Consider the following 24,986-nt stretch of genomic DNA (forward strand, 5'->3'; position numbering starts at 1 on the left):
ACCGGGCCGGAATCAACCCGGGCCGAATGCGTTGCCATGGCTATGAGCTCCGCACAGACCACCCGCTTCTCGATCCTGGACCGTTCGCGCGTCCGGTACGGTCAATCGCATCCCGAGGCGTTGCGCGAGACCGTCGAATTCGGCAGGCTCGCCGAGGAGTGGGGCTATCACCGATTCTGGGTGTCCGAGCATCACAGCGTGCCGGGTGTCGCGGGTTCCGCGCCCACCGTGCTCGCGGCCGCGATCGCCGCGGTCACCGATCACATTCGAGTGGGAACCGGCGGCGTCATGCTGCCCAATCATCAACCGCTGATCGTCGCTGAGCAATTCGGGACCCTGGAGGCATTGTTCCCAGGCCGAATCGATATGGGACTCGGGCGATCCGTGGGATTCACCGACGGCGTGCGGCGGGCGCTCGGGCATGGCAAGGATGACGCCGAGGACTTCGACGCGCAATTGACCGAGGTGCTGGAGTATTTGGCGCGCGGGCGAAATGGCGTGCACGCCTGGCCTGCCGAAGGCTTGCGGGTTCCGGCGTATCTGCTGGCGACCGGATCCGGTGCGCAGCGAGCGGCGGAGTTCGGCCTGCCGCTGGTCATCGCCGCCGTCGCCGGTGAAGACGCGATGGTCGAGGCAATCGACAACTATCGCAAGGCTTTTCGGGTGACCGAATGGGGGAGCGCGCCGTACGTGATCGTCTCCACCTCGGTGGTCATCGCGGACACCGTCGAAGAGGCGCACCGTCTGCTGCTGCCCGAGGCATGGTCCGCGGCGTACTCCCGTACGCGCGGTGAGTTTCCGGCGTTGATCTCACCGGACAGAATCGAGCGTGAACCCATGACCGATCGCCAGCGCGGCATCTTCGAGGACTCGCTGCGCGGGCACATCCACGGTCCGGAATCGGTGGTGATTCCGGAATTGGATCGCCTGATCGCGCATACCGGAGCGGACGAAATCCTGGTGCACACCAGCACTTTCGACCGCACCGCGCGGCTCGAGTCGCATCGGCGACTGGCCGCGGCGGTGTGGGCGGGCGCTTCCGCGCCCGCCCCGGCCTAGCAGTTCGGGGCTGTCAGGCCTACCGCTGCCGCACTCAGATGGTGACGCCGAAGTCCTGCGCGATGCCGGCCAGACCGGAGGTGTAGCCCTGACCGGTGGCGCGGAACTTCCATTCGGCGCCATTGCGGTACAGCTCGCCGAAGACCATGGCGGTCTCGGTGGAGGCGTCCTCGGACAGGTCGTAGCGGGCGAGCTCGGTGCCGTTGGAGCGGTCTACGACGCGGATGTAGGCGTTGCGGACCTGGCCGAAACTCTGTGCGCGGGTGTCGGCTTCGTAGATCGACACCGGGAAGACGATGCTGTCGATGGTGGCCGGGGTGTTGGCGAGGTCGACGTTGATGACCTCGTCGTCGCCTTCGCCCTCACCGGTCTTGTTGTCGCCGGTGTGCTCGATGGTGCCTTCCGGCGACTTCAGGTTGTTGAAGAAGACGAAGTGGCCGTTGGAGACAACCTTCTTTTCCGGGCCCAGGGCGATGGCGCTGGCGTCCAGGTCGAAATCGGTTCCCGTGGTGGTTCGCAGGTCCCAGCCCAGACCGACGGCGACGGCCGTCAGGTTCGGAGCCGCCTTGGTAAGCGAAACATTGCCACCCTTGGTCAGACTGACACCCATACCGATTTCTCCTAACGATCTCTACGGTGGCCGGCCACCGGCCCTACCGGATTATTCCTCGGAGATCCGCTCCGCACCCCGTCAACGTCGTTGTTGCCGGGAAGGTTCCGGGACCATCCGAGGGAATCATGCCGGAAGTGCTTGCTGGCGGCGCAGTGCGGCGTCGAGGGCGAGGGTGTCTTCCAGGACCAGATCGTCGGTGAGGCGGCCCCAGCGCAGGGTGAGCCATTGGATTGCGGTGTTGCGGTAGGGGGTTCCGTCGGCGAGTGTGCCGGTGACGTTGAGTTGGGCGGCGACGGTGGTTTTCCAAGGCCAGCCGTTCGCGACGACGTCCACGAGTTCGAGGCGGATGCCCGGCAGATGCTGTTCGAAGGTGTCGAACCAGTTCCGGAAGGCGTCACGGCCGCGCAGGTCCGCGCCGAGCGCGGTATCGCCGAGGAAGCGGAATCGAATATCGGGCGCGGCCATCGCCACTGCCGCGTCGAAGTCGCCCGCGCCTGCACGGCGCCATGTTCTCCGGACCAGGGTTCGCACGATAGCGTGGTACATATACTCAAGCTAACCTGCTGACTTGCTTATAACAAGGGACTGTCATGGCTAGGACTGACTTCAGTCGGATCGCCTGCTCGATCGCGCGCTCGGCCGCGATCGTCGGTGATCCGTGGGCGCTGCTGGTGGTGCGGGATATCGCTGTCGGTCTGCACCGGTTCGATGAACTTCAGCGAGATCTGGGAGTCGCCACCAACGTGCTGAGCGATCGACTACAGCGGTTGGTCAATGCGGAAGTGCTGGAACGGCATCTGTATGAGCGGAATCCGGACCGGTTCGAGTACCGGCTCACGGAGAAAGGGCAGGATCTCGTTCCGGCGCTACTGGCTTTGATGGCGTGGGGTGATCGGTGGGAATCTGGTTCCGACGGCGCGCCTTTGCGAGTACACCATCAGGACTGCGGCCACGTCACCAATGCCGTTGTGGCATGCGAACAATGTGGCGAGCGGTTGACAACCGAGACTGTCGATTACCTGCCCGGGGCAGGGGGCCGGGTTGCGCCTGGCACCGCACTGATCGGACACCTGCTGGGAAAGACAAAAGACTAGAAGAACAAAGAACTAAAAGAACAAAAGAAAAAGACGCCCGGACAAGAAAAGAACAAAACAAAAAGAACTAAAACATTTGGGGGGCTTGGTTCTTAGGTCCTGGAAGGTGACCACAGCCGGTCACCCCGTCGGGTGCGTGAGGTGCGGGCGTGGGTTGCGGGAGAGCAAGTCGGGTACGGCAGGCGACGTGCCCAGCACTGCTTCTTTGTCTGGACTGCGGGAGGGCTGGAACAGGGCATCCGCACCCCGAAGTTCGATGCGGACATGCCTGTAGGACCGGCAGGAGGGTTCCTGACGGTGGAGGCAGGTGGGGTGGAACCTATTGCCGGGCTGGGCAAGCCGGGCGAGGCAATACCCAGGGTCGCTGACGCATCCGACTCGGCACACACCCCCGAGAGGAGCGAGCAGGCAGTGGTGGCGCGGCCGGTGCGGTGGCCATCAACTCGTCCGGGTGATGAAGGTGGTTCACCTTCGGTGTGCGAGTTGGGTCGATGTGTGCCGGTGCGATCCATGCGGTGCGTCCCGCGAAGGCTGAATCCTTGCCGAGCTTGATGGTGGTCCACCCGGTCGGGGTGTCGTTCACCAGCGCGTGGCAGTGATCGCAAGCCAGGGTGAGGTTTTCGATGTCCGTAGGGCCGCCTTTGACGTACTCGGTGACGTGGTGCACGGCGGCCATGCTGGCTGGTGCGGTGCAGCCCGGGCGGGTGCAGCCACGTTCGGTGGCGATCAACGCCATCCGCTGGGCCGGGTTCGCCAGGCGTGCTTCACCGATGTGCAAGGGCATCTCGCTGCCGTCAGTCACCACGGAGAACGTCTTGCTCTTGCGCGCAGCCATTTCCAACGCGACCGCGACCGGCACCGTCCCACCCGTGGCGGTTGTCGCCACTCCGGCGGCGCGCTCCACATCGGCGATGCTCATGGTCAGGATCGTGGTGGCGGGCAGTCCACGGTGTGAGCCGAGGTGGGCGGGGTTGAAGTCGGGGTGCAGGAGCGCGAACAGCGCATCGTGCTGACGCTGCACCGTGGTGCGGGTATCGCGTGCGGCAGCGGCCTTCACGACCTCCGGATCGAGCTTGTCATCCACGACGAACGGGCTCTCCGGGTCGGCCGGGTTGCAAAGGCCGGGCCGCGCGAGTTTTGCCAGCACTGCGTCCATGGCGGCGCGGGCTTCGGGGGTCAACACCACGGTCATGGTGGACATCAGGTCGAAGCCCTGTGGGCTCAACCGCATGCTGCGCATGCGAGCGCGGTCCGCGTCGTCGGTGAGGGTGCCGTCGGGATCCAGGTGGCCGAGGATCCGGTCACCGATCTTGGGGAGCTGGTTCGGGTTCAGGGCGCGCGCGTGCCGGGCCAGGTGCTCTTCAGCGAGTGCGCGGTCTTCGGCGGTGACTTGGTTGGGCAGCCGGTCCATGATCTGCCGAATCACGCGCACATGGTCGAGTCCGATCGCGCCTTCTTCTTGCGCCAGAGCAGTATTGGGCAGCACCGGCGCAGGGGTCGATACTTCGGCGTTGTCTCCTACACGCGGCCAGATCGCAGCCTGCTCGGCGCAGTGCCAGCGGTTCAGCGCGTCCCCGTGCGAAATCCGCAGGGTGTCTTGCAGGAACAGTGCCACCGAGCCCGCGCCTGCGCGCTTGGGCAGTGACCGTGAACAGGTCTGCACGACAAGGTCGAGTTTGAGCGCGTCGAGTTTGCGGGTAGCGGTTTCGACCTGCTGCATCAATTCGACAATGTCGTTGTCCGACACCGGAATAAGCGGCTGAGAAACAAGGGAATCGATCGCAGCGGAGAGTGCGTGTGCACTGTCCGTGATTGCGATGTTCTCCCCTGAATTCATACCTCTATTCTACTCCCGCAAGAAGTCTTCCGAAAGCTTAATTCTATTGTGATACAAAGCTATTCAGAATATCGAGATCTTCAAATTCAATTCTCGCCCTACTCGTATACGGCGATCTCTATGAGATTCCCGTCGGGGTCGTAGCAGTAGTGCGATGTCATTTTGCCGAGAGCGCCTTCCTTGGTCACCGGCCCGCTGATGATTTCCACCCCCGAGGCTGTGAGGTGCGCGGCAACAGCCTGCGGGGAACCGCCGGTAATGAAGCAAAGATCTTCGGACCCAGCGGCTTCGGTCGTGGCTGTCGTCCAGGCCGGGTCGATGTCGAGTGCCCCGATGGGGCGCAGGTTGATCTTCTGATTGCCGAAGCTGAGGGCGGTGCGGCCGCTGGGTCCGAATTTGGTGATGGTCATACCGAGGACCGCCGCGTACCAGGCGGCGGTGGCTTCGACATCGCGGCAGTTGATGACGATGTGGTCGAAGCGGTTGACCGCGAAGGAATTCGCCGGTTGCGGTGGCCGAGGGTCGAGGATGGCTGCCAGTTCCAGGAGGCTGGCGGCGTTGATATCGAAGGTGTCCTCGTAGGTGACGTCCGGGCGTTCGCCGGGTCCGAATTCGAGCGGCCGGGCGATGAACGCGGTGCGGAATCCCAGCTCGGCGGCGGCTCGAATGTCGTACTTGTGGCTGGCCACCATCATGATATCGGCCGGGTCGAGGCCGAGGTAGCGTGCCGCCATCAGGTACGTGCGGTGTGCGGGTTTGAACGCGCCCGACATTTCGGCGGTGAAGATGGCGTCCCAGGGGAGGTTGGCGCGCTTGGAGATTCGCACGACCGCGGCGACATCGGCGTTGGACAGCGCGGCGATGGTGTAGCGCTCGCGCAGCGCCGCCAATCCCGGAACCGTGTCCGGCCAAGGGATGAGGCGCTGCCAGGCCGAGGTGAGTTGTTCGCGTTCGGCGTCATCGAACACCGTCGCGTCGTAGGCGATGAGCAGTTCGTCCAGAGCGGTGCGGTAGACCTCGTGCACCGGCTGCCAGCCGCTCGCCGGATCGGATCGTGCGATTCGATCGGAATAAGCTTTGCGCCAATCGTTTACGAATCGCGGGCCGTCGATCTCCACCCCACGCGCCGCGCAGAGCTGCCGGACTTCGGTCAGGATCGTGGTGAAGAAGTCCGTCACCGTCCCCTGAACGTCGAACAGCAGCGCCTTCGGTGTCGCCTCGCTCATATGCATCCCCTTCCGGGACAAGCGTATTCAGCCCCGCCGATCGGATCGCGGATCGGAGGGGCTTCTCACACCAGCGCCGCCCGGGATTGGACGTAGGCGATGACATCGGCCGCGTAATCCGACGCCTCCTGATCGTGGCAGCACAGCCGAAGACGCTCGAGCGCGTTGTCGAGCTCCGGGCCGGAGCCGTTGTCGGCGAGCAGGACCGCGATGGCTTCCCAGGTGCCGAGCTGCGGATCCGGTTGGGCCAGTAGTTCGTCGAGGTACGCGTCGGGTTCGAGCAGGCGCAGTGCGCGGCGGGCGTAGGCGTGCACGCGGCGGGGGAGTTCGGCGCGAATGGTGTCGATATCGGCCGGGTCGATGTGCCCCTGTGCCTCGGCGGGCAGGTTCATCGCCCACATCTCGGTGAGGTGGGCGGGTATGCCGTCGGGGATCAGGCCGGGGCCGGTGGCCGCTTCGAAGGGTATGGGTGGGCGGCTTAGTCGGGTATTGCGCCAGTTGCAGAACTCCCACCAGGGCGCGGGGGTGGCGCTCATGGTCAGCCCGAATCGCAGGATTTGCTCGCCGCCGGTGAAGGTCCGGAAGGTTCGGGTGCGCCCGACCGTCGCCACACCCGCATCCACGACACGCGTCCACGTGGGCTCCGCACCGTCGAATCCATACGGCTGCAGCAGCTTTCCGGTGTCACGCATCAGGCGGCGCAGAGCCGATTCGGGTTTGACCATGTCCGCAGATTAGCGGTGGGCGCTGACAGATCGGTGGAACCGGAGATCGTGCCGCGCCCCGCGACACAGGACCGTGACGCCGCACCCGCGGTGGCGCGCCGGGCCGTCCGTGCGCCGTCGCATCGCTATGACGGTGCGCGCCAAGCCCACTTACCCGGCGAACCATTGACCGGCATGCAGAACAACCCGGTTCCGGTGGCCGATTTGGCGACCTTCCCCTCCTGCGAACCGTCGCAGCTCTCCCCGGACTGATGCTGTCCGCCCACCAGGGTTCCGGGGTCGCCCCAGGCGTAGACCCGCCCCGAGGTGACGCTGGAGCACATCAGCAGCTTGCCGTTGGCGGTGTAGCCGAATGTCCCGGCTTCGCCCGCGGAGCACGAGGATCCGGAGACCGGCTTGTTCTCGTTGAGCCACCGCAGACCGCTGTCACCGGCGGCATCGCAGGTCAGCATCGCGCCGCTGGCGGCCTTGGCCTGTTGCCCGGCCGTATCGCAGCTCTCGCCGAGCGCGACGGGACCATTGCTCTTGGTGGTCGTCGTCGTGGTCGTGGTCGGAGCCGCACCGCCGCAGGAGTATTCGATGCCGTAGTTCTGCGCGGTGGCCGCGCCGAGGCAGCCGAACGGCACCGCGCCCGAGGAGCTGAGCTGGACTGCGGATTCGGCGGATTTGTTCACGCAGAACAGTCCGGTCTGATCCATGCGGCAGTCGAAGTCGTCGAAGGTGATTCGGCTGCCGTACGCCAGGGCCGGACCATCACCGAGCAGGAACTGTCCCGGATCACCCTTGACCGCGCCGACGCCCACGCGCTCGCCCGGATAGTCGACCCAGCCGCCGACCCAGTTGCCGAAATTGCGTGACGTCGGCCGCGAAGGCGGATTGTCCAGCGCCACCATGCAGGACAGTCCGCCCTGATCGACCGTGGTGGCCTGCTTCTGGGTCATGCACTGGATCTTCTTGGTCGGGCTCACGAACGCCACGGCCGAGCCCAGATTGTTGATGGTCCCGTCGCTGGTGGTCGCGGTGTGATAGTTGGTGACGTCGACCGTCTTACCCGCCTGCACCCAGGCGACCACCGACGCCAGCGGAGCACCCGCCGCGGGCGGTGCCGCCGGGCCCGCCGCCGAGGTGGTCGGCGCGGGCGTGGTGCGCTGGGTCGTCGCCGCGGTCGCGGTCTCGGTATTCGGCCGGAAATGCTTGGCGGCGAACAGTCCCGCCGTGATGAGCAGCAATGCGGCCAGCACCGCGGAGAGTCCGATGATGGTGTATCGGCTCGCCGGTGATCGCTTGCCCGAGCTCGCCGCCGGCGCGGCCTCGGGCGGCTCGTAGCCGTCTACGATCGGCAGTACCTCGGTGGCCTGATTCCACAGGTCATCCGGCCGATGGTAATCCGGTGGCATCGACGTTCCCCTATCACAAAATCCGCGAGCGCATCGGTGCTCTCGACCGCTCCGAGACGCAGCATACGGTCAGCGTTGCCGGAAGGCGCAGTAGGCCAGTGAGATTGGCGGTCACGACGGCTTTCCCGAGGTTTCCGCCTCGGCGGATTCCGCCCGCGTGGCGCGATAGACCGACAGGATGTCGGCGATGTGCCGGGACTGGCGGGGCTCATCGGCATGGGGTGCGAGCGCGGCGCGCAGCCGCGTGAGCTGGGCGCGGTCATCGGCGACGGCCCGCACGGCGTGTGCGAAGGAATCGACGGTGCCGTCGGTCGTGCGGATGCCGCCGCCGGCCGGAATCGTCTCGGAGAGCTCGGGATCGCAGTAGATGATCGGCAGGCCGGTGGCGACCGCCTCGAGCAGCACCATGCCCTGGGTGTCGCAGTCCGAGGTCAGCAGCAACAGATCGTGGGTGCGCATGGCCGCGAGACAGGTGGCCTGATCGACTTCGCCGTGCAGGTGTACGCGATCACCCAGGTTCGAGGCATCGACCGCGAGCCGCACCCGCTCGGCGAGTGGCCCGCCGCCGTAGACGTCCAGGGTGCAGCCGGGGACCGCGCGGATCACCTCGATGGCTTCCAGGGGACGCTTCTCCGGCGAGAATCGGCCGCACCACAGGACGCGCAAAGGCGCTTCCGCGACAGCGGCTTCGACAGGTTCAGCACGGACTCGATCCAGCAGTGCGTCATCGATCCCATTGGACACCACGTGAATCGGCCGATCGACACCCCGCGCGGCCAGTCGCTGGGCGAAATGTTCGGTCGGCACGGTCACCCGATCGGCGGCCTGCGCCTGGGCGATCATGGGCCGCCAGGCCAGCCGGGTGGTGCGGGTATCGCCCGGATGCGCGGGCTGGTGGCGCAGCGGTACGAACCAGCCGTGCAGCAGCCGCATCGTCAGGGCGGCGAAATACGGTGACGGCGAATACTTTTCGATCATCGTGTCATCGCGGCTCTGCATGGTCTGCACCACGGGCACGCCATGCCTGCGCGCGGCGCGGATGCCCGCGATGGCGCAGCCGTACGCGGTGAGGGTGTGCACGACATCGACCGGGCCGCGCGCGGCGAACTCGGCATCGATCAGCCGTCGGTTGGCGCGGGTGGGCAGCACCACGGGCAGGCCGGTGGCCATTTTCGCCGGAATGGCCGACAGCACCACGGTATCGGTGTCGGTCGGCGCGGATTCCGGTGCGGGAGCGCAGAATACGGTCACCCGGTGGCCCTGCTCCCGCAACCCGTCGCACAGTGACCGCATTGCCGTCTGCACCCCGCCCAGGGTGGCGGGGTGGAAATCGGTGAAGATCGCGATATGCATGGTGTCGGCCATGATTCAGGCCGGGGCGTTGGCGGCGAGCTTCTCCACCGCGTCGGCGGTCGCGGCGATGCCGTTCTCGGCGGAGACCCGCTTCCCGAGTTCGGCGGCGCGGTCGCGTGCCTCGGGTGTGAGCGTGCGGACCAGGGCGTCGTACAGGCGATCCGCGGTGAGTGACGGGTACGGGAAGTCCGCCCCGATGCCGAGCGCGGAAATCCGCCAGCCGTAGAAGAATTGGTCGCTGTGCACGCCGATCACCACCGCGGGCAGTCCGGCGCGCAGCACATCGTGGGTATTGCCGCTGCCGCCGTGATGGACGACCGCGCGGCAGCGCGGCAGCACCCGGTCGTAGTCGAAGGAGTCCAGTACGAACAGATTCCGGTCGTAGCCGATTCCGCGCGGATAGCCCTCGCCCTTGACGGTGATGAGTGCGCGAGCGCCCAGCCTGCGGCAGACATCGGCGATGAGATCGCAGGAGCCCGCCGGGTCCAGGATCGGCATTCCGGTGAGGCAGAAGTAGATCGGCGGCTCACCCTCGCCGAGCCACTCGTCGAGTTCGGGGGACACCACCGCTTCGCCCCAGGCGTCGCGCATATGCGCGGGCAGGGTGGGCGCGCCCACGACGACCGAACGATCCGGCCAGTCGGCGGGTTTCGGGAGCAGCACCGGACTCACCATGTGCACCAGCGGAATTCCCTCGGCCCGCATGCGGCGGAACGGATTCTGCGGTTTGCCCGGCAAGCCCATCAACTGCCGCACGCGCCGGTCCATCTTGCGGTAGGCCACGCCGTAGGCGAGTTCGAAGGCGGAGTAGCTGGCCAGCCGCAGCCGTCGTGACGAGATCATCTTCTTGACCGTGAACGAGGACGGGAACTCCGCGGTGCGCTCCAGCGGATACGGCAGGCCGCCGACCACGGTCTGGCCGGTCTTCTCCCGCCGTTCCATCGCCCACGGCAGCGTCGAGGCGCAGGAGACGATCACATCGGCGGATTCGACAGCGCCGCTGAGCACTTCGTGCATCTGCGCGCCGCGCTCGCCCGCCATGATCTTGACGGTGTCGAGCATGATCTGCAGGAACGGCAGCGGATTACCCGAGGACAGCCCGCGTTTGGCCGCGGGCGATTCGAGCAGCTCCGCCGAGTTGAACGGGATGACATGCGGTTCGAAACCCGAGCGCCGCACCACATCCGCGTAGTTCTCGGTCGCGGTTATCTCGACATGATGGCCGCGCGAACGCAATTCATCGGCCAGGGCCAGATATGGCTGATGGTCGCCCCGGGTTCCCGCCGTCAACAATGCGATTCGCATACTCTCGACTTTCGTTCGTGATCTGGGCGGAGGTCTCATCGAGGAAATCGACGATATGCCCGAACACGTCCAAGGCCGCGCCGCGGCCGATGAAGGTGTCCAGGTGTCCGTAGGACGGAATCTCGGTGTAGCGCACGTCGACCCCCGGATTGCGGGCCGAGAGCACCTCGTGGCACAGCCGGTTGGAGTCCAGCCAGGCTTCATTGCGGCTGCCCGACAGCAGCAGCACCGGGCAGTCGATGCGGCCGGCCTGGTCCAGGGCGTTCTCCGGGAGCGCGTGATAGCGCTCATCGTCGACGTTCCAGCGCACCACGGCGTGCGCCAATTCCATCTGCCGTAGATGCGGCAGCACCGAAAGCGGTACCGCGCCGAACAATTCGGCCAGGCGATCGTGGGTGCGGGCGTGCAGGTGATCGTGTTCGAAGAGTTTCGCGCCCATACCCCAGCCGTGCTGCACCATGCGGCAGGTGGGGTCCGGGCAGTCGCCCTTGCGGGACAGGGCGGCGTAGAGCAGGGTGCGCTTGGACCACAGGCCGACCTTGCGGAAGTCCGAGTCCAGGTGGGTGACACGCGAACCCAGCAGTTCGCTGCCCAGCAGGACTCGCACGCGGGCGGCGGTGCTGACCTTCGGGGTCAGGAAGACGCCTTGCGCGACTACGCCCGCCAGACCGGGCAGCAGGCCGCCGGTGAGGCTGAGCGATAACGCCAACGCGCCGATGCAGTGCGCGACCACGAACAGCGGACGGTCGCCGATATGTGCGCGGACCTCCGCGACGGCCGCGGGCAGGTCGTAGAGCGCGACGTCATCGAAGGTGTACGGGCGGCCGGATTCGTTATAGGGCAGGCGGCAGCTGCCGCGCCAATCCAGCAGCCAGGATTGATAACCCGCGTCGGCGAGCACATCGGTGATATTGCGGATCTCGGGCAGTGCGAACATCTCCGAGGAGACGCCGTGCCCGTGCACCAGCAGCACCGCCGGACCGTCGGCCGGGCCGACGCGGCGCAGGCGCAGGTCGATGCCGTCGGCGGTGCGGAATGAGATCACGTCCGCGGCGGTGAGTTCGGCTCGTGTGTCGGTCACCGTCGGTGCTCCTTACGCATGGCGCGGCGCAGATCCAGCAGATCGGTGCCCACGCGCAGGACCGGTTCGAGCAGGCTCTTGCCGAGTTGACCGCCGAACCAGCTGAGCCACAACATCTTCGCCAGGCGTTGCTGGCGTTCGGGCAGGCGCGGATCGATCTGGATGCCATCGATCTGATCGGGCAGGTAGGTGTGCACGGGGACAGCGACCTCGCCGGTGAACGACGCCGGTTCGCCGGTGCGGCCTATCTCGATCAGCTGGGTGCCGAGCTGGCGCACCAGTCTGCGCCGGGCGGCGGCGAACTTGTACCCCTCCAGCCACCAGGTGCCGCCGGACGAATCCCGCAGGGTGAGTTGGTAATGCATGATCGGATGCCGGGTCTCACCGGGCAGCGGGGTGCCGTCGTGCGGGCGGACGATGGCCGTGCCCTCGACCGTGAGCGGCTCGTCATGCAGTGCGGCGCACATCAATTCGCCGCTGACATCAAGCGTGCGGGCGGAGAACACCTGTGCACTGCTCGCGACGGACAGAGCCAACCGCAGATCGCACGGGATGTCCGCAGTCGAGCCGCTTGGGCTGTTCGAGCTGGTTGAGCTGGTGGGACCGTTCAAGCCGTTCGAGTTCGCCGAGCCGTTCGAGTTGGCCGGGGTGCCCGAGTCGGTCGAGCTGCTCTGCTCGCCGCTGAGTCTGATTGTGCCGCTGAGTGTCTCGTGGAAGCGCAGATAGGGTTCATCGCCCGGGCGCGGTCCCATTCCCGCCATGGTGGCGAGCATCTTGCCGCGCTGCGCCGGGCCGGAGACGACCGGCGCGGGTAGGCCGTGTGCCGCGACGAAGGCGTCGGTGCGCGCGGCCGTGGCGGGTGGTGCGGTCACCATGGCGGCCAATTGCCTTCTGGCGGCGGGGCTCTGCAGGACCTGTGCGAGCGATTCCAGTTCGGGTACCGGGCCGTCCCGGATCTCGCGGACCACGTCCTCGCACCATTGCTCCCAGTGCTGAACGCGAATCCCCAAGCCGCCCAGTGTGGTTTCGGCGACGATCTTTTCCAGCGAGGTGGGTGCGCCGGTCAGGTGATAGGTGTGTCCCCATGCACTCGGGGTGCCCACGATCTCCGCGGTCACCCGGCTGACCCAATCCACCGGGGCGGAGTTGAGGTACCGGAAGCCCGGCACGGTGCGAAACCGCATGAGCGCGGCGGTGATTCCCGCGTTCAGATCGCGCGGATTGTGCGCACCGGTCTCCGGATGGCTCCCGATCCCGCCCGGTCGCATGATCGTCACGACGAGCCCGTGCTCACTCGCACGTCGCAGCAGCGCTTCGGCGGCCCACTTGGACCGGTCGTATCCGATCGGCAGCTTCGCGACATTGGCGGTCGCCGCGTCCTCGCTGAGCGTCTCGGCCTCGGACCCGTTGAACACCGCCATCGACGAGATGTGATGCAGTGGCTTAGGCCGTCCGGTGCAGGCCAACTCCGCCAATGTCAGCGGCCCGAGCACATTGCTCCGCCGCAGCGACGGATACCCGCGCAGGAAGTCCACCGCCGCACCCACATTGACGACCGAATCAACCTCGGCGGCAAGTGCCTCCCACCGCTCATCGGTCAACCCGAGCCGAGGCAGCCGCAGATCCGCCGCCAGCGGCGTCACCCTCCGCAACACCTCCCGCGACCACGGCAACGCATACCGCCGCACCGCATCCTCGAGCCGCCGCGCCGCCGCCTGATCATCATCGGCCCGCACCACACACACCACGTGCGCCTGACTGTGCCGCAGCAAATCCAGCAGCACATGACTCCCGAGAAACCCGGTAGCCCCGGTCAACAGAATCCGCCGCGGCGCGACCCGCTCCACCTCCGCCACAATCGGCAGCCGATCCGCCCCCGCGAGATCCGCGAACAGCAGCGCCAAATCATCCGTGTCGATGAAGCCTTCAACGGGATCGCGTGCCACAGAGGTGGTCGAATCCAGCGCGTTCGTTTCACCGAGGCCCACGCCGCCGAGGCCCGGCTCGGTAGCGGTCGCGCCCGGATCATCGCCGTTGGGACGCGCGGAGATCCGTCCCGGCTGGTCGGCCGTAGCCGAACTCTGCGGGAGGCCGCCGGTTGGACCGCCCGAACTCCGATCGAGGTCCTCGACAGGGCCACCGCCCTTGGGCGAGGAGTGCTCCGGGCTCTGGTTGTCCGGCGGCCGCTTGACGGCCTCGGGGTGGTCGGCGAGCCAGCGGAGTGCGAGCCTGCGCGGGCGAGCGTCGAAGAAGACCGTGTCCAGGTCCGGGTGGATATCGAGTTCACGCGCGAGCGCCGCGAGCAGTTCGACCGCAGCGAGGGAGGTGCCGCCCGCGTCGAAGAAATCGGTGTCCGCGTCGATGGGGTCGGCGGTGAACCGATTCGCCAACGCGGTGATCGCTTCGGCCAGGGCGTCGGCGTTCCACACCCGCGGGCCAGGGCCGTCCGCAGCGATCCCGAGTGGTGATGACCGGTTGACGTCTCCCGGGGCCTTCCGCACATCGAACCGCTTTGTGTGGTCGGTGGACGACAGGGCACCCGTTCCGCTGTGTGGTGCGGGAGGCTCGCGTGGCGCGTCTACGGCGCCACCGGGCTCGCTCGCTCGCCCGTTGCCTCCGGTGCGGGCCAGGAGGGCTGCGATGTCCAGTGCGCCCGTGCCGCGTTCGAGGGTTTCGGCGCGGGTGCGGCGGTCGACGGATTCGTTGCGGACCGGGGGGCGTTCGTCAGGTGCGGTCACTGGTCAGCTCCTCGGTGTTCGGGTGTGCGTCCCAGGATCGGAAGTGGCGCAGGCGATCCGGGGTCACCGAGACGTCGTAGCCCTGACCGTCGTCGGGGACGCCCAGCAGGCGGGCGGCGAGGCGGCGGGCGGGTTCATTGCGGGCGGTGCGCTCGAACGATATCCGGATGGTGTTGTGGCCCAGTGCCTCGGCTCGGTCGGCGGCCCAGGTGAGCAGGCGTTCCTCGACGCCGCGGCCGAGGGCGCGGCAGCTGAGTTGCCAGCCGGTGATCACCAGGGCGTCGCCGTCGGTGCGCACGGCGAGCAGGGAGATGAGGCCGTAGTCGCCGAAGCGGTCCCGGGCGGTGGCGGTCCAGACTTCGCCTTCGGCGCGCCAGCGGTCGAGATCGGCCGCGGTGACGGTGGCGAGGGTGAACTGGGTGGTGCGGCGGACCAGCTGCTGTGCGCGTTCGAGGGTGGCGTCGGTCAAGGGTTCGACGTCGACCTCGAGTTCGAGCTGCTCCAGGAAGTCCGCGAATTCGGCTGTGGCGCGGGCACGGTCGCGTTCACCGTCCTGGCGGTAGAAGTCGGCTCGCATCCGGTCTTCCGCCGTCGCGGCGATCGGAGTCATGGGCCACAGCCGGGTCAGGAAGGATTCCAGCTCGGCGGCGGGCGGACAGGTCACCGACAGCACCTCGGGGAGTTCGGTGCGCATGCGCGCCACTTCGACCGGGTTGTCGTCGAGGTAGCAGAAGGTGTCCAGGCTCAGGCCGAGCGTATGCGCGACCCGTTCCAGCCGCTCCGGCTTCGCTTCCCAGCCGGTGGAGATGTCCGCGAAATCCTCACGTCGCAAGGGACTTTCGGGCCGATCGAGAATGGCGTCGACGATATCGGCGTCATTGTTGGTGACCAGCACCAGCAGCGTTCCCGCCGCACGCCACTGGGCCAGCCTGCGCGCCAACGCCAGTCGCGGCACATCGAAACCGACGGCGGCGGAGCCGATTTCGCCCGCTGTTCCACTCCACAGCGTGTCATCACCGTCGACGGCGATCACCTTCGGCGCCGGTTCGATGACCGCTCCCACGGTCGCCACCAGGGTGAGCGCGACCGCGGCCTGGAACTCCGGGGTGAAGGGCAGATGCGCCAGGATCTCGGTGCGATCGTCGAAGGGGTTGTCCACCTGATGGTTTCGAGTCCAGTCACCCGGTTCGAGCACCGCGACACCCGGCACCTCCCGCAGGTTTTCGGTGACGAGTCGCTCCCAGGTCAGCAGCCGTTCCTCCGCTACCGCCGACGGCAGCATGCCCACAATCACCGGCTTGCGGTTCCGCTCGGCCAATTCCTTGATGGCCGCCGGATATTCGGTGGCGAGTTCGGTCAGCAGCTCATCGGACAGTCCGCCGAACCGTTCCAGATCCGCCGCCCGCAACAGCACGATGCTCAATGCCATGGACGTCTGCGCGAATACGCCCGACGGATCGCGCAGGCTCGACAGCACATGGTGGTACGGGGCTTCGGCGACCGTGATCGCGGAGCTGTCGGCCGAGGCCGCGGTCAGCAGTTCGGGCAGCCTGCCGAGCGCGAAGGTCGCTCCGACCGCCGCGCGAACTCCGGAAACCCCTTGGGCGTCAGCGAGTTCGGGCCGGGCGGGTGCACCCGGATCGGCGATGGCCGCCGCCACGGTGGCCAGATACTCCGTGCCGAAGTCGGTGCAGCTGTCGGCGTCGATGATGTCGCTGTTGTAGGTGAACCACACCTGCCCGGTATCGGGCAGCACCGCCACCATCAGATCCAGGTCGGAGTATCCGGTGCTCACCGGCACCACCTCGGCCGCGGCCACGGCGGAGTTGGCGCGCAGATAGTTGAAGTACACCTCGATCATCGGCGCGTTATCGCGATGCAGGCCCTCGGCCGCGAGCGCGGCCAGCACATCGGCGAAACCCGCACCGGGTGCGAGCAGACTGCGCAGGCGTTCACCGGTGCGTTCGAGCACATCGCTGACGGAATCCCCGGCGTCGACGGCGGCCGGGAACGGCACCGGCAGACCGAAATACCCGACGGCGTCGGTCGCGTCGGCGTGCATGCGGGTGTCCACCGGCACCGCGAGCGCGAAGCGGTCGGCGCCCTGGCGTCGCGCCAGCAGCACACTGAGCGAGCCCAGGAAGATCGCGGCCGGGGTGACGCCCAGATCGCGGGCGCGATCCGCGACCCGATCGTGCAGTCCGGCGGGCATATCGAGGGCGAGTGATCCCGCGCCGTAGCTGCGCTGCGCCGGACGCGGTTGTGCCAGAGTCAATTCCAGGCGGCGGGCACCGGCGAAGAGTTCACGCCAGCGGGCCGCGGCGATCTCGTCGCCCTCGCGTTTGCCCGGCTGCGCGGTGAGCAGCTGATGCATATCGCGATTGGTGACGGTGTCGATGAGCGGTTCACCGGACAATTCGGCGGCGATCTCACCCGCGACCAGCAGCATCGACTGCACATCGCTCATGCTGTGATGCGCGCCGAAAAGCAGGACGGGTGAATCGGATTCGCTGTTGAGAAGCTCGAATCGCCAGAGCGGCCCGGTCTCCAGGTCGAACGGGCGCGCCATGAGCTCGCGGAAGCGCTCCCGCACCACGGCATCGTCGAGGTGGTCGAGATCGAGCCAGCTGGTGAGCGCACCGGGCTCGCGATGGATCTCGAGCTGACGGCCGTACTCCTCGCTGCGCCGAATGGTCGTGCGCAGCGCGGCGTGTCGATGCGCCAGCCGCGTGATCGCCTGCTCCAGCTGTGCGCGCGTGATCGGAATGGGGATGCGCACGGCAACGCCGCCGGTCTGCGCGGCGCTGGGAATGCCGAGCTGTTCGGTGCGCAGCAGCCGCATCATATCGCGGCTCACCGGCAGGACCTCGATATCGGGGACATCGGCGGCGACGGCGTCGGCGGTCGAATCCGATTGCCGCAGTATTTCATCCACCAGGAAGCCGGCGAGATCGGTGAGGTTCTGTTCGGCCAGAATGGTGCCCAGCGGCACCGAGACGCCGGTGTGCTCGCGCACCTTGTTGCGCAATTCGATCGCCATCAGCGAATCCAGGCCCAGGCTCTGGAAATTCGCCTCCGCCGACACCTGTGCGGTTCCCGCGTGGCCGAGCACCTGCCCGGTCCATTCGGAGATGGCGGCGATGGCCAGGGTCACGGCCTCGGCGCGCGGAACGGTCCGAAGTCGTTCGGCGAAAAGGAATTCCGCCACCACGTCCACGGCGGATCGATCGGCGACGGCCCGGCGCGCGGTGCGGCGCACCAATCCGTGCAGCAGGCGCGGGACACCCGGTTCGCGGCGCAGCACCTCGGTATCGAGCAGCAGCGGGACCAGCATCGGATCACCGGCGCGAAGTGCGGCGTCGAAGCACGCCATACCGTCGGCGGTCGAGAACGCACGAACCCCTGCTCGTTCGAAGCGTTGCAGATCGGCGCGCGCCATGTACTCGGTCTGGTTGACCTCCCATGCGCCCCAGGCCAGCGATTGCGCGGGCAGTCCGATGGACCGGCGGTACAGTGCCAGCGCGTCGAGATAGGCGTTCGCGGCAGCGTAATTGGCCTGTCCGGGTGTGCCGAACAGGCCGCCCGCGGCGGAGAACAGCACGAAGATCGACAGGTCGCGGTCGGCGGTCAATTCGTGCAAATGATGTGCCGCATCGACTTTCGGGCGCAGCACGGTATCCAACTGCGCCGGGGTGAGCGAACCGAGCGTGCTGTCGTCGAGCACAGTCGCCGCGTGCACGACACCGGCCAATGGCAACCCGTCGAGCAGGACCGCCAGCGCATTGCGATCGGTGATATCGCACTGTGCGAATCGCACTCGCACACCACGGTTTTCGAGATCCGCCCGCAGTTGGTGTCCGCCGGGGCCATCGATGCCCCGTCGGCTGACCAGCACCAGATCCCGCACCCCGTATGCCTCGGCCAAATGCCGGGCCAGTGCCGACCCGAGCCCACCCGGCGCGCCGGTGACCAGCACCGCGCCCTCTCCGAGACCGACCCGGCCCTCCAGCATTCGAGTCGCGTTCTCCGGCAGACGAGCCAGTCGCGGTACGAAGGCCATGCCGTCCCGCACGGCCAGTTGCGGCTCCTCGGTCGCGAGCAGCGCGGCGATATCGAGTTCCGAATCCTCGGAATCGATCAGCACGATCCGTCCCGGATTCTCGGACTGTGCCGATCGCACCAGACCCCACGCGACAGCGCCCGCCGGATTCGGACTCGCGTTATCGCCCCGCATGATCGGGGCAACCGCGCCGCGCGTGCGAACGACCAGCGTCGCCCGCTCGAATCGGGGGTCGCCGATAATGGTTTGCAGCGTCGCCAGCAGATCCTGGGTGACGGCATGCACCTGTTCGGGCGAATTGCCCTTGGGCACAAGAAGAATGACCGCATCCGCGTTCTCGGCGGAGGCTGAGCCCCACGTGGGCCGAGCCGTGTCCTGCGCGGGCGCGTGGACTCCGTTGGTGGCCGTCGAACTCGCCACCGTTCCACGTCCGCTCGCCGCCGAGGTGGATTCCGATCCGGCCGTGGTGAGGTCGGGGGAATGCCATTCGGCGATCGTTAGTGCGCGGTTCCCGGTGCCGAGTGTGCGCTCGGTCCAGTTCAGCTGGAACAGGCGGCGGTAGGCGGGAGCCAGGGTGGCGGCATCCCACTGGGTGGTTGCGACCGGGCGCAAGAGGAGCGAACCCACCGAGACGACCGGGTTGCCGGTGCGGTCGGTCGCCGACATCGAGACGGTCTCCGCGCCCGAGCGGGTGAGGCGCACGCGCAATGCGGTCGCGCCGGAGGCCCAGAGCGTGACATCGGTCCAGGCGAAGGGCAGCAGGGCGTGCGTGCCGTCGTCGGCGTAGAGCGCGGTGGCGTGCAGGGCGGCGTCGAGCAGGGCCGGGTGGATGCCGAATCGCGCGGCATCACCGTGAGCGGATTCCGGGAGTTCGATCTCGGCGAAGATCTCGTCGGCGCGTCGCCAGGCGGCGCGCATGCCCTGGAAGTGCGGGCCGTACTGGTGACCGCGAGCGTGCAGGGCGGTGTACAACTCCGCCACATCGATGCGTTCCGCGCCCTGTGGTGGCCAGGTCGCGGTATCGGAGTGCGCCTGTCCCGGAGTCGCGGGATCCGGTGCCACCCATGCGTCGGCGTAACCCGATGTCCGCAGCGGTGAATCGGAGTGCGCAGGCGCAAGAGCCGATTCTTCCGCCAGCAGGCCGTCGGCATGCAGGGTCCACTGTGCGTCGGGGTCTTGTTCGTCGCGGGCGTAGATGCGAACGGTGCGGCAGTCCTGCGCGTCGAGTCCGCCGACCACCGCCTGGACGCGCAGCGCGCCGCGTTCGGGGACGAGCAGCGGTGCGCGCAGCAGCAATTCGCGTACCACCGGGCTGTCCACCTCATCACCGGCCCGGATGGCCAGTTCGATCAGCGCCGCGCCGGGCATGAGCACCGCGTTCGGGCCCGCGTGGTCGGTCACCCAGGGTTGCAGACGGCGCGATACCCGGCCGGTGAGGATGATGCCGCCGGAATCCGGTTGCGGCACAACCGCACCCAGAATGGGGTGTTCGATATCGCCGAGGCCCAGGGCGGTGGAATCCCGGTTGAGCCGTTCGGTCCAGAAGCTGCGTTCGTCGAAGGCGTAGGTGGGCAGATCCACCCGCGCGGCATCGGGCAGCAGGCTGGTCCAGTCGAGTTCATGTCCGGCGACGTGCAATTCGGCCTGGGCCCGGGCCAGCGCGGTCGGCCCGTCCTGATCGCGCAGCAGCGAGCCCACGGCGATGACCTCGCGGGAAAGCTCATCGGAGAGGGATTTCACGGCGGCGGTGAGCATGGGATGCGCGCCGAGTTCGACGAAATAGCGGAAGCCGTCGCCGATCATGCGCTCCACGGTGTCGGCGAATCGCACCGTTTGGCGGGCATTGCGGAACCAGTAGCCGGGCTCGACCGATTCGGTGATCGGCTCGCCGGTGACCGTCGAATACCACTGTGTAACAGGCGCTTCCGCTGACATTCCGGCCAGTGCGGCGGCCAGCGGTTCGCGCAGTGGCTCGTACATGGGACTGTGCCCGCCCAGGCTCGGCCCGGCGGCGCGCAGCTTGTTGTAGATCCCGGCCTCGGTCAGTTCGGCCAGGAATTCCTCGACCGCGGCCTGCTGTCCGGTGACGAAGGTCGAGCGCCGGACATTGACCGCCGCGATCGACACCCGGTCGCTGAATTTCGCGAGTCGCGGAATGACCTCGACCTCGGGCAGGCCGACCACGGCCATCGCGCCCGGCTCCTCGATATCCTGGATCAGGCGGCTGCGGGTGACGACAATCTTTGCGGCATCACCCAATTCGAGGACACCGGCGCAGTAGGCCGCCGCGACCTCGCCCTGGCTGTGGCCGATCACCGCGTCCGGTGTCACGCCCGCCGCGCGCCAGGTGGCGGCGAGTCCGGCCATGATCATAAACAGCAGGGGCTGGATGAGCGGATGATCCCAGAGATCCTCGACCGTCATGGTGGCCAGCCGCTCCTGTGGCGACCAGCCGAGCAACGCGCTGAAAGCCTTGTCGCAGCGCTCGAATTCGGTGCGGAACTCCTCGGAGGCGAGCAGCATATCGCGCGCCATACCGACCCACTGGGTGCCTTGACCGGGGAAGATGAACGCGGTCTTGGCATTGGTGAGCACCGCGCCGTTGCCGGTCACGGCATCGGGCGATTCGCTACCGTCGACCAGGGCGCGCAGTGCGTCGATCATCTGCTCGCGATCGGCGGCCACCACCACGGAGCGGCGCTCGAACCTGGTGCGGCGCAATGCGAGTGAGCGGGCGACCGGTGCCGGTTCCAGGGTCGGATCGGCGCTCACCAGATCCAGCAGGCGCTGTGCCTGACCGTGCAGGGATGCCTCGCTGCGCGCCGAGATCGGGAGCAGTGCCACCCGCTGATCGGCGGTCGCGGCCTCGGCGGCCGGGACCGGTACTGCGGGAGCCTCTTCGAGAATGAGATGCGCATTGGTGCCGCTGAGCCCGAAGGCGCTGACCCCCGCGCGTCGGACGCGCTCGCCGCGCCGCCACGGCAGCTCCTCGCCCGCCACCGCGACGCCGCCGCGTTCCCAATCCACGTGCGGTGACGACGTTTTCGCGTTCAGGGTGGCGGGAATACGCTCATGTTGCAGGGCGAGAACGAGTTTGATGACGCTCGCGACGCCCGCAGCGGCCTGGGTGTGTCCCACATTGGATTTGAGCGAACCGATACCCAGCGGGCGTTCCGGATCGCGGCCCGGTCCGAATACCCGGGCCAGGGCGCGTGCCTCGATGGGATCGCCCAGCGCGGTGCCGGTGCCGTGCGCCTCGACATAGTCGATATCGTGCGGGCTCAAACCCGAAACTCGCAGCGCCGAACGCAGGACCTGTTCCTGCGCCGCGCCATTCGGGGCGCTCAAGCCCTGACTGCGCCCGTCCTGATTCACCGCCGAACCGCGGATGACGGCCAGTACCCGATCACCGTCGCGGCGGGCATCGTCGAGTCGTTTCAACAGCACCAGGCCCGCACCCTCGGCCCACACCGTGCCGTCGGCCTCGGCGGAGAACGGGGCGCATTTGCCGGTGGGGGACAGCACGCCGAGCTTGCACAGCTCGATATGCGCGATCGGCGACATGAGCAGTGTGGTGCCGCCCGCCAGCGCGAGATCGCATTCGCCCGCGCGCAAGGCCGCCATGGCGGAATGCATGGCCACGATCGAGGATGAGCAGGCGGTATCGAGGGTGACCGCCGGACCGTGCAACCCGAGCGTGTACGAGATGCGCCCGGAGGCGACACTCGGAGAAAGTCCGGTCCCGACTTGACCATTGAGCTGTTCGGGCGCGGGATCGGCGAGGTATCCGGTCGCGTACACCCCGAGGTAGACGCCGGTGGCGCTGCCGTGCAGGGTGCGCGGATCGCGTCCGGACCGCTCGATCGCCTCCCAGGCCAGTTGCAGCATCATGCGCTGCTGCGGGTCCATGACCGCGGCCTCGCGCGGGCCGATGCCGAAGAAGGCGGCGTCGAATCGATCCAGGCCGTCCACGTAGCCGCCGCGGAATGTGTACGCCTTACCGCTCGCGGTGGTGTCCGGATCGTAGAGATCCTCGATATCCCAACGGCCCTCGGGGACTTCACCGAGCGCGTCGCCGTTACCGTCCAGCAAGCGCCACAGCGCCTCGGGTGAATCGGCGGCACCGGGGAAACGACAGGACATGGAGATGATGGCGATGGCGTCCTCGTCGATGCTCTCGCTGTCCGCGTCGGTGGTTTGCGCGGTGGCCGTGACCTCGGGCTCGACCGTCTCCGGAACCGTCTCGGCGACAGGGGAGAGCGCCCGGGCCACACCGTCGATGGTGGGATTGTCGAAGAACAGATTGGTATCGAGGAATTCGCCGTAGAAATCCGAGAGATCGATCACCAGCTCGACCAGATCCGCTGAGCCCAAACCGAATTCGACGATCGGCTGATGGATGTCGATGCGCTCGGGATCGAGTGCGGCCTGCTGTGCGATGGTCTTGACCAGCCATGCGCGCACGGCCTCGGTGGACGGTCCGGCGGTGGTTTCGGCGACAGTCGCGACCTCCGGTTCCTCGAAATCGAAGAGCTCGTCCTCGGGGGAACGCAGTGGCCCGGCGGTCAATTCGAGTAGCTCACCGGAGCCGTACGCTGCCCGGCACGCCTGCCGCTGGATCTTGCCGCTGCTGGTTTTGAAGATGGTGCCCGGCCGAATCAGCATGAGGGTGGCCAGGGTGAGGCCGTGTTCGGTCGAGACCGCGCCGCGCACGGCGGCCTCGATGGCGGCCAGCTCATCGGGTTCCTCGGTGCGCACCTCGGCCACCACGACGGGTTGTTCACCGCCGGAACCGAGTTCCACCGAGAACGCGGCGACACAGCCCGCGCGCACACCGCTGTGCGCGGCCTCCACGGTCGATTCGATGTCCTGCGGATAGTGATTGCGGCCGTCGATGATCAAGAGGTCTTTACTGCGGCCGGTCACGAAAAGTTCGCCGCCGGAAACGAATCCCAGGTCGCCGGTGCGCAGATAGCGGCGTTCATCGCCGGGCAGGCGCGCGCCGAAGACGTCGGCGGTGGCCTGGTCATCGCGGAAATAGCCCGCGGCGACGCTCTTTCCGGCGACCCAGATCTCGCCCTCGGTCCCGTCGGAACGCTCGGTGCCGGTCTCCGGGTCGACGATCGCGAGCGACATACCGCCGACCGCTCGGCCGACCCCGACAAGTTCCGCGCCGCGGGCGCGATCGCCCAGTGCGTCCTTCACCTCGTGGAAGGTCGGCGGCACGCCGATGGACGGACCGGTCACGATCAGCGTGGCCTCGGCCAGTCCGTAGACCGGATGCTGGGTTCCGGCGCGGAATCCGGCGCGCGCGAAGGTGTCGGCGAACCGGCGAATGGTGGCCGCGCGCACCGGTTCCGAACCATTGAACGCCACCCGCCAAGTGCTCAGATCCAGATCGTCGATCTGGTCGGCGGCGATGCGGCGCACGCACAGCTCGTAGGCGAAGTTCGGGCCGCCGCTGGTGTGGGCGCGGTAGTCGGAGATGGCGCGCAGCCAGCGCTCGGGGCGTTGCAGGAAGTGCATGGGGGACATGAGCACCGAGTTCGCGCCCAGGTAGACCGTATGCAGCAGGGGCGCGATCAGGCCCATGTCGTGGTACATGGGCAGCCAGCTCGCGAACAGCGCGCCGTCCCAGGATTGCGCGAAATCGCGGGGGTGGCCGAGGCCGTCGGCGATCGCGCCCTGATTGTGCAGCAGGTTCTCATGGGTGATCAGCACACCGCGCGGGGCGCTGGTCGAACCGGAGGTGTACTGGATGAACGCGATCGAATCGGGGCCGAGATCGGGCTCGCGCCAATCATTCGCGCGCTCGCCCGGGATCTCGTCGGTGGCAAGCCAGCGCAGGCCCGCGAGTTCGGGGATCTCCGCGCACAGTGCGGCCGAATCCGCGACCACCCGTGCCGGGGCCAGCACCACCTCGACTTCGGCGTGTGTGACCATGCGCCGCAGCCGGCGCAGGGAGCGGTTGTCCCATTCGGGCAGCGGTGCGGGGACGGCCGCGACGCCCGCGGCGAGGCAGCCGAAGAACGCCTCGGCGAATTCCTGACCGGCGGGGTAGAGCAGCAGTGCGCGCCGCGGTCTCGAATCCTGTAGGGCCGCGCCTATCGCTCTGGCGCGTATGCCCAGCTCCGCGTAGGTCATTTCGCGGACGACACCTTCGACCTCAGCACTGTCCAGGAACCGGTAGACCAGTTCGTCCGGTCGGCTCGCAATCTGAGCGAACAGTGTTTCAGTAAAAGTGTTGAGCACGAAATACCTTCTCTACCTGGTAAATCTCATTATTCGGTCGTGCTGTGTACTGATGCGCGCGAAGAGGGCGCGGCGGCGCGTTGCGACCCGTGTGCGCCAACCCTAGCCATCTTTACACGTCCGCACCGGACCTCGGCGAGATCAATCCGCGCCCCGAAAAGTAGGGGCAGGGCAGGCGCGACACTCGTTGGTACGGCAAGGATTTCATGATTGCCAGACGCCGGATCAGCGGTGAAGATGGCTGCG

At 67.4% G+C, this 24,986-nt stretch carries 13 protein-coding genes and 1 pseudogene; 2 read left to right on the forward strand and 12 right to left on the reverse strand.

Translation table 11 applies throughout. From position 1 onward, the window contains the following. The first annotated feature begins 42 nt into the window (after nt 1-42). Nucleotides 43-1,059, forward strand: a complete 1,017-nt coding sequence (locus ACFC4D_RS10420; RefSeq protein WP_376062498.1) for an LLM class flavin-dependent oxidoreductase — start codon at nt 43-45, stop codon at nt 1,057-1,059. A gap of 34 nt (nt 1,060-1,093) precedes the next feature. On the opposite strand, the gene ACFC4D_RS10425 is transcribed toward ACFC4D_RS10420, so the two are convergent. Then, nucleotides 1,094-1,669 carry a TerD family protein gene (locus ACFC4D_RS10425; RefSeq protein WP_364635339.1) on the reverse strand — a complete coding sequence of 192 codons (576 nt, stop codon included), beginning with the start codon at nt 1,667-1,669 and terminating at the stop codon, nt 1,094-1,096. Between the two features lie 126 nt (nt 1,670-1,795). Then, nucleotides 1,796-2,218, reverse strand: a complete 423-nt coding sequence (locus tag ACFC4D_RS10430) for a nuclear transport factor 2 family protein (RefSeq protein ID WP_364635336.1) — start codon at nt 2,216-2,218, stop codon at nt 1,796-1,798. A 44-nt stretch (nt 2,219-2,262) separates the two neighbouring features. Between ACFC4D_RS10430 and ACFC4D_RS10435 the strand changes: the two genes are divergently transcribed. Then, nucleotides 2,263-2,766 carry a winged helix-turn-helix transcriptional regulator gene (locus tag ACFC4D_RS10435; protein WP_376062499.1) on the forward strand — a complete coding sequence of 168 codons (504 nt, stop codon included), beginning with the start codon at nt 2,263-2,265 and terminating at the stop codon, nt 2,764-2,766. Nucleotides 2,767-3,085: 319 nt separating this feature from the next. Here ACFC4D_RS10435 and ACFC4D_RS10440 read toward each other — a convergent pair whose 3' ends face one another. The 10 genes and pseudogenes from ACFC4D_RS10440 to ACFC4D_RS10485 form a co-directional block, all read right to left on the reverse strand. Continuing rightward, the gene (locus tag ACFC4D_RS10440) at nt 3,086-4,486 is read right to left on the reverse strand and encodes a DUF222 domain-containing protein (protein ID WP_376062500.1); all 1,401 of its coding nucleotides are present in this window, start codon (nt 4,484-4,486) and stop codon (nt 3,086-3,088) included. A gap of 215 nt (nt 4,487-4,701) precedes the next feature. Beyond that, on the reverse strand, nt 4,702-5,133 hold the full coding sequence (locus ACFC4D_RS10445) for a VOC family protein (protein WP_376062716.1): 432 nt from the start codon (nt 5,131-5,133) through the stop codon (nt 4,702-4,704). Beyond that, nucleotides 5,128-5,835: pseudogene (locus ACFC4D_RS10450) on the reverse strand (haloacid dehalogenase type II); the annotation flags it as partial. The pseudogene ACFC4D_RS10450 and the gene ACFC4D_RS10445, both read right to left, overlap by 6 nt. 59 nt (nt 5,836-5,894) lie before the next feature. Beyond that, nucleotides 5,895-6,554 (reverse strand): hypothetical protein, encoded by a 660-nt coding sequence (locus tag ACFC4D_RS10455; protein WP_376062501.1) that lies wholly within the window; start codon nt 6,552-6,554, stop codon nt 5,895-5,897. A gap of 125 nt (nt 6,555-6,679) precedes the next feature. Beyond that, nucleotides 6,680-7,951 carry a hypothetical protein gene (locus tag ACFC4D_RS10460; RefSeq protein WP_376062502.1) on the reverse strand — a complete coding sequence of 424 codons (1,272 nt, stop codon included), beginning with the start codon at nt 7,949-7,951 and terminating at the stop codon, nt 6,680-6,682. Nucleotides 7,952-8,062: 111 nt separating this feature from the next. Continuing rightward, nucleotides 8,063-9,316: a glycosyltransferase gene (locus ACFC4D_RS10465; RefSeq protein WP_376062503.1), complete on the reverse strand. Its 1,254-nt coding sequence runs from the start codon at nt 9,314-9,316 to the stop codon at nt 8,063-8,065. Between the two features lie 3 nt (nt 9,317-9,319). After that, nucleotides 9,320-10,609, reverse strand: coding sequence for a glycosyltransferase (locus ACFC4D_RS10470; RefSeq protein ID WP_376062504.1), 1,290 nt, complete (start codon nt 10,607-10,609; stop codon nt 9,320-9,322). Continuing rightward, entirely contained in the window at nt 10,542-11,690 is a 1,149-nt protein-coding gene (locus ACFC4D_RS10475; RefSeq protein ID WP_376062505.1) for an alpha/beta hydrolase, read from the reverse strand. Before ACFC4D_RS10475 ends, ACFC4D_RS10470 begins: the two co-directional genes overlap by 68 nt. After that, nucleotides 11,687-14,428: a thioester reductase domain-containing protein gene (locus tag ACFC4D_RS10480; protein WP_376062506.1), complete on the reverse strand. Its 2,742-nt coding sequence runs from the start codon at nt 14,426-14,428 to the stop codon at nt 11,687-11,689. Before ACFC4D_RS10480 ends, ACFC4D_RS10475 begins: the two co-directional genes overlap by 4 nt. Then, nucleotides 14,415-24,740 carry an HAD-IIIC family phosphatase gene (locus tag ACFC4D_RS10485; RefSeq protein ID WP_376062507.1) on the reverse strand — a complete coding sequence of 3,442 codons (10,326 nt, stop codon included), beginning with the start codon at nt 24,738-24,740 and terminating at the stop codon, nt 14,415-14,417. Before ACFC4D_RS10485 ends, ACFC4D_RS10480 begins: the two co-directional genes overlap by 14 nt. Nucleotides 24,741-24,986: the final 246 nt, after the last annotated feature.

The sequence above is a fragment of the Nocardia sp. NPDC056000 genome, assembly GCF_042269265.1.
GTDB lineage: Bacteria > Actinomycetota > Actinomycetes > Mycobacteriales > Mycobacteriaceae > Nocardia.

Excerpts from the sequence above, each read along its gene's own strand:
- ACFC4D_RS10420 (WP_376062498.1), top strand. The coding sequence starts at position 43 with ATGAGCTCCGCACAGACCACCCGCTTCTCGATCCTGGACCGTTCGCGC.
- ACFC4D_RS10425 (WP_364635339.1), bottom strand. The coding sequence starts at position 1,669 with ATGGGTGTCAGTCTGACCAAGGGTGGCAATGTTTCGCTTACCAAGGCG.
- ACFC4D_RS10430 (WP_364635336.1), bottom strand. The coding sequence starts at position 2,218 with ATGTACCACGCTATCGTGCGAACCCTGGTCCGGAGAACATGGCGCCGT.
- ACFC4D_RS10435 (WP_376062499.1), top strand. The coding sequence starts at position 2,263 with ATGGCTAGGACTGACTTCAGTCGGATCGCCTGCTCGATCGCGCGCTCG.
- ACFC4D_RS10440 (WP_376062500.1), bottom strand. The coding sequence starts at position 4,486 with ATGCAGCAGGTCGAAACCGCTACCCGCAAACTCGACGCGCTCAAACTC.
- ACFC4D_RS10455 (WP_376062501.1), bottom strand. The coding sequence starts at position 6,554 with ATGGTCAAACCCGAATCGGCTCTGCGCCGCCTGATGCGTGACACCGGA.
- ACFC4D_RS10460 (WP_376062502.1), bottom strand. The coding sequence starts at position 7,951 with ATGCCACCGGATTACCATCGGCCGGATGACCTGTGGAATCAGGCCACC.
- ACFC4D_RS10465 (WP_376062503.1), bottom strand. The coding sequence starts at position 9,316 with ATGGCCGACACCATGCATATCGCGATCTTCACCGATTTCCACCCCGCC.
- ACFC4D_RS10470 (WP_376062504.1), bottom strand. The coding sequence starts at position 10,609 with ATGCGAATCGCATTGTTGACGGCGGGAACCCGGGGCGACCATCAGCCA.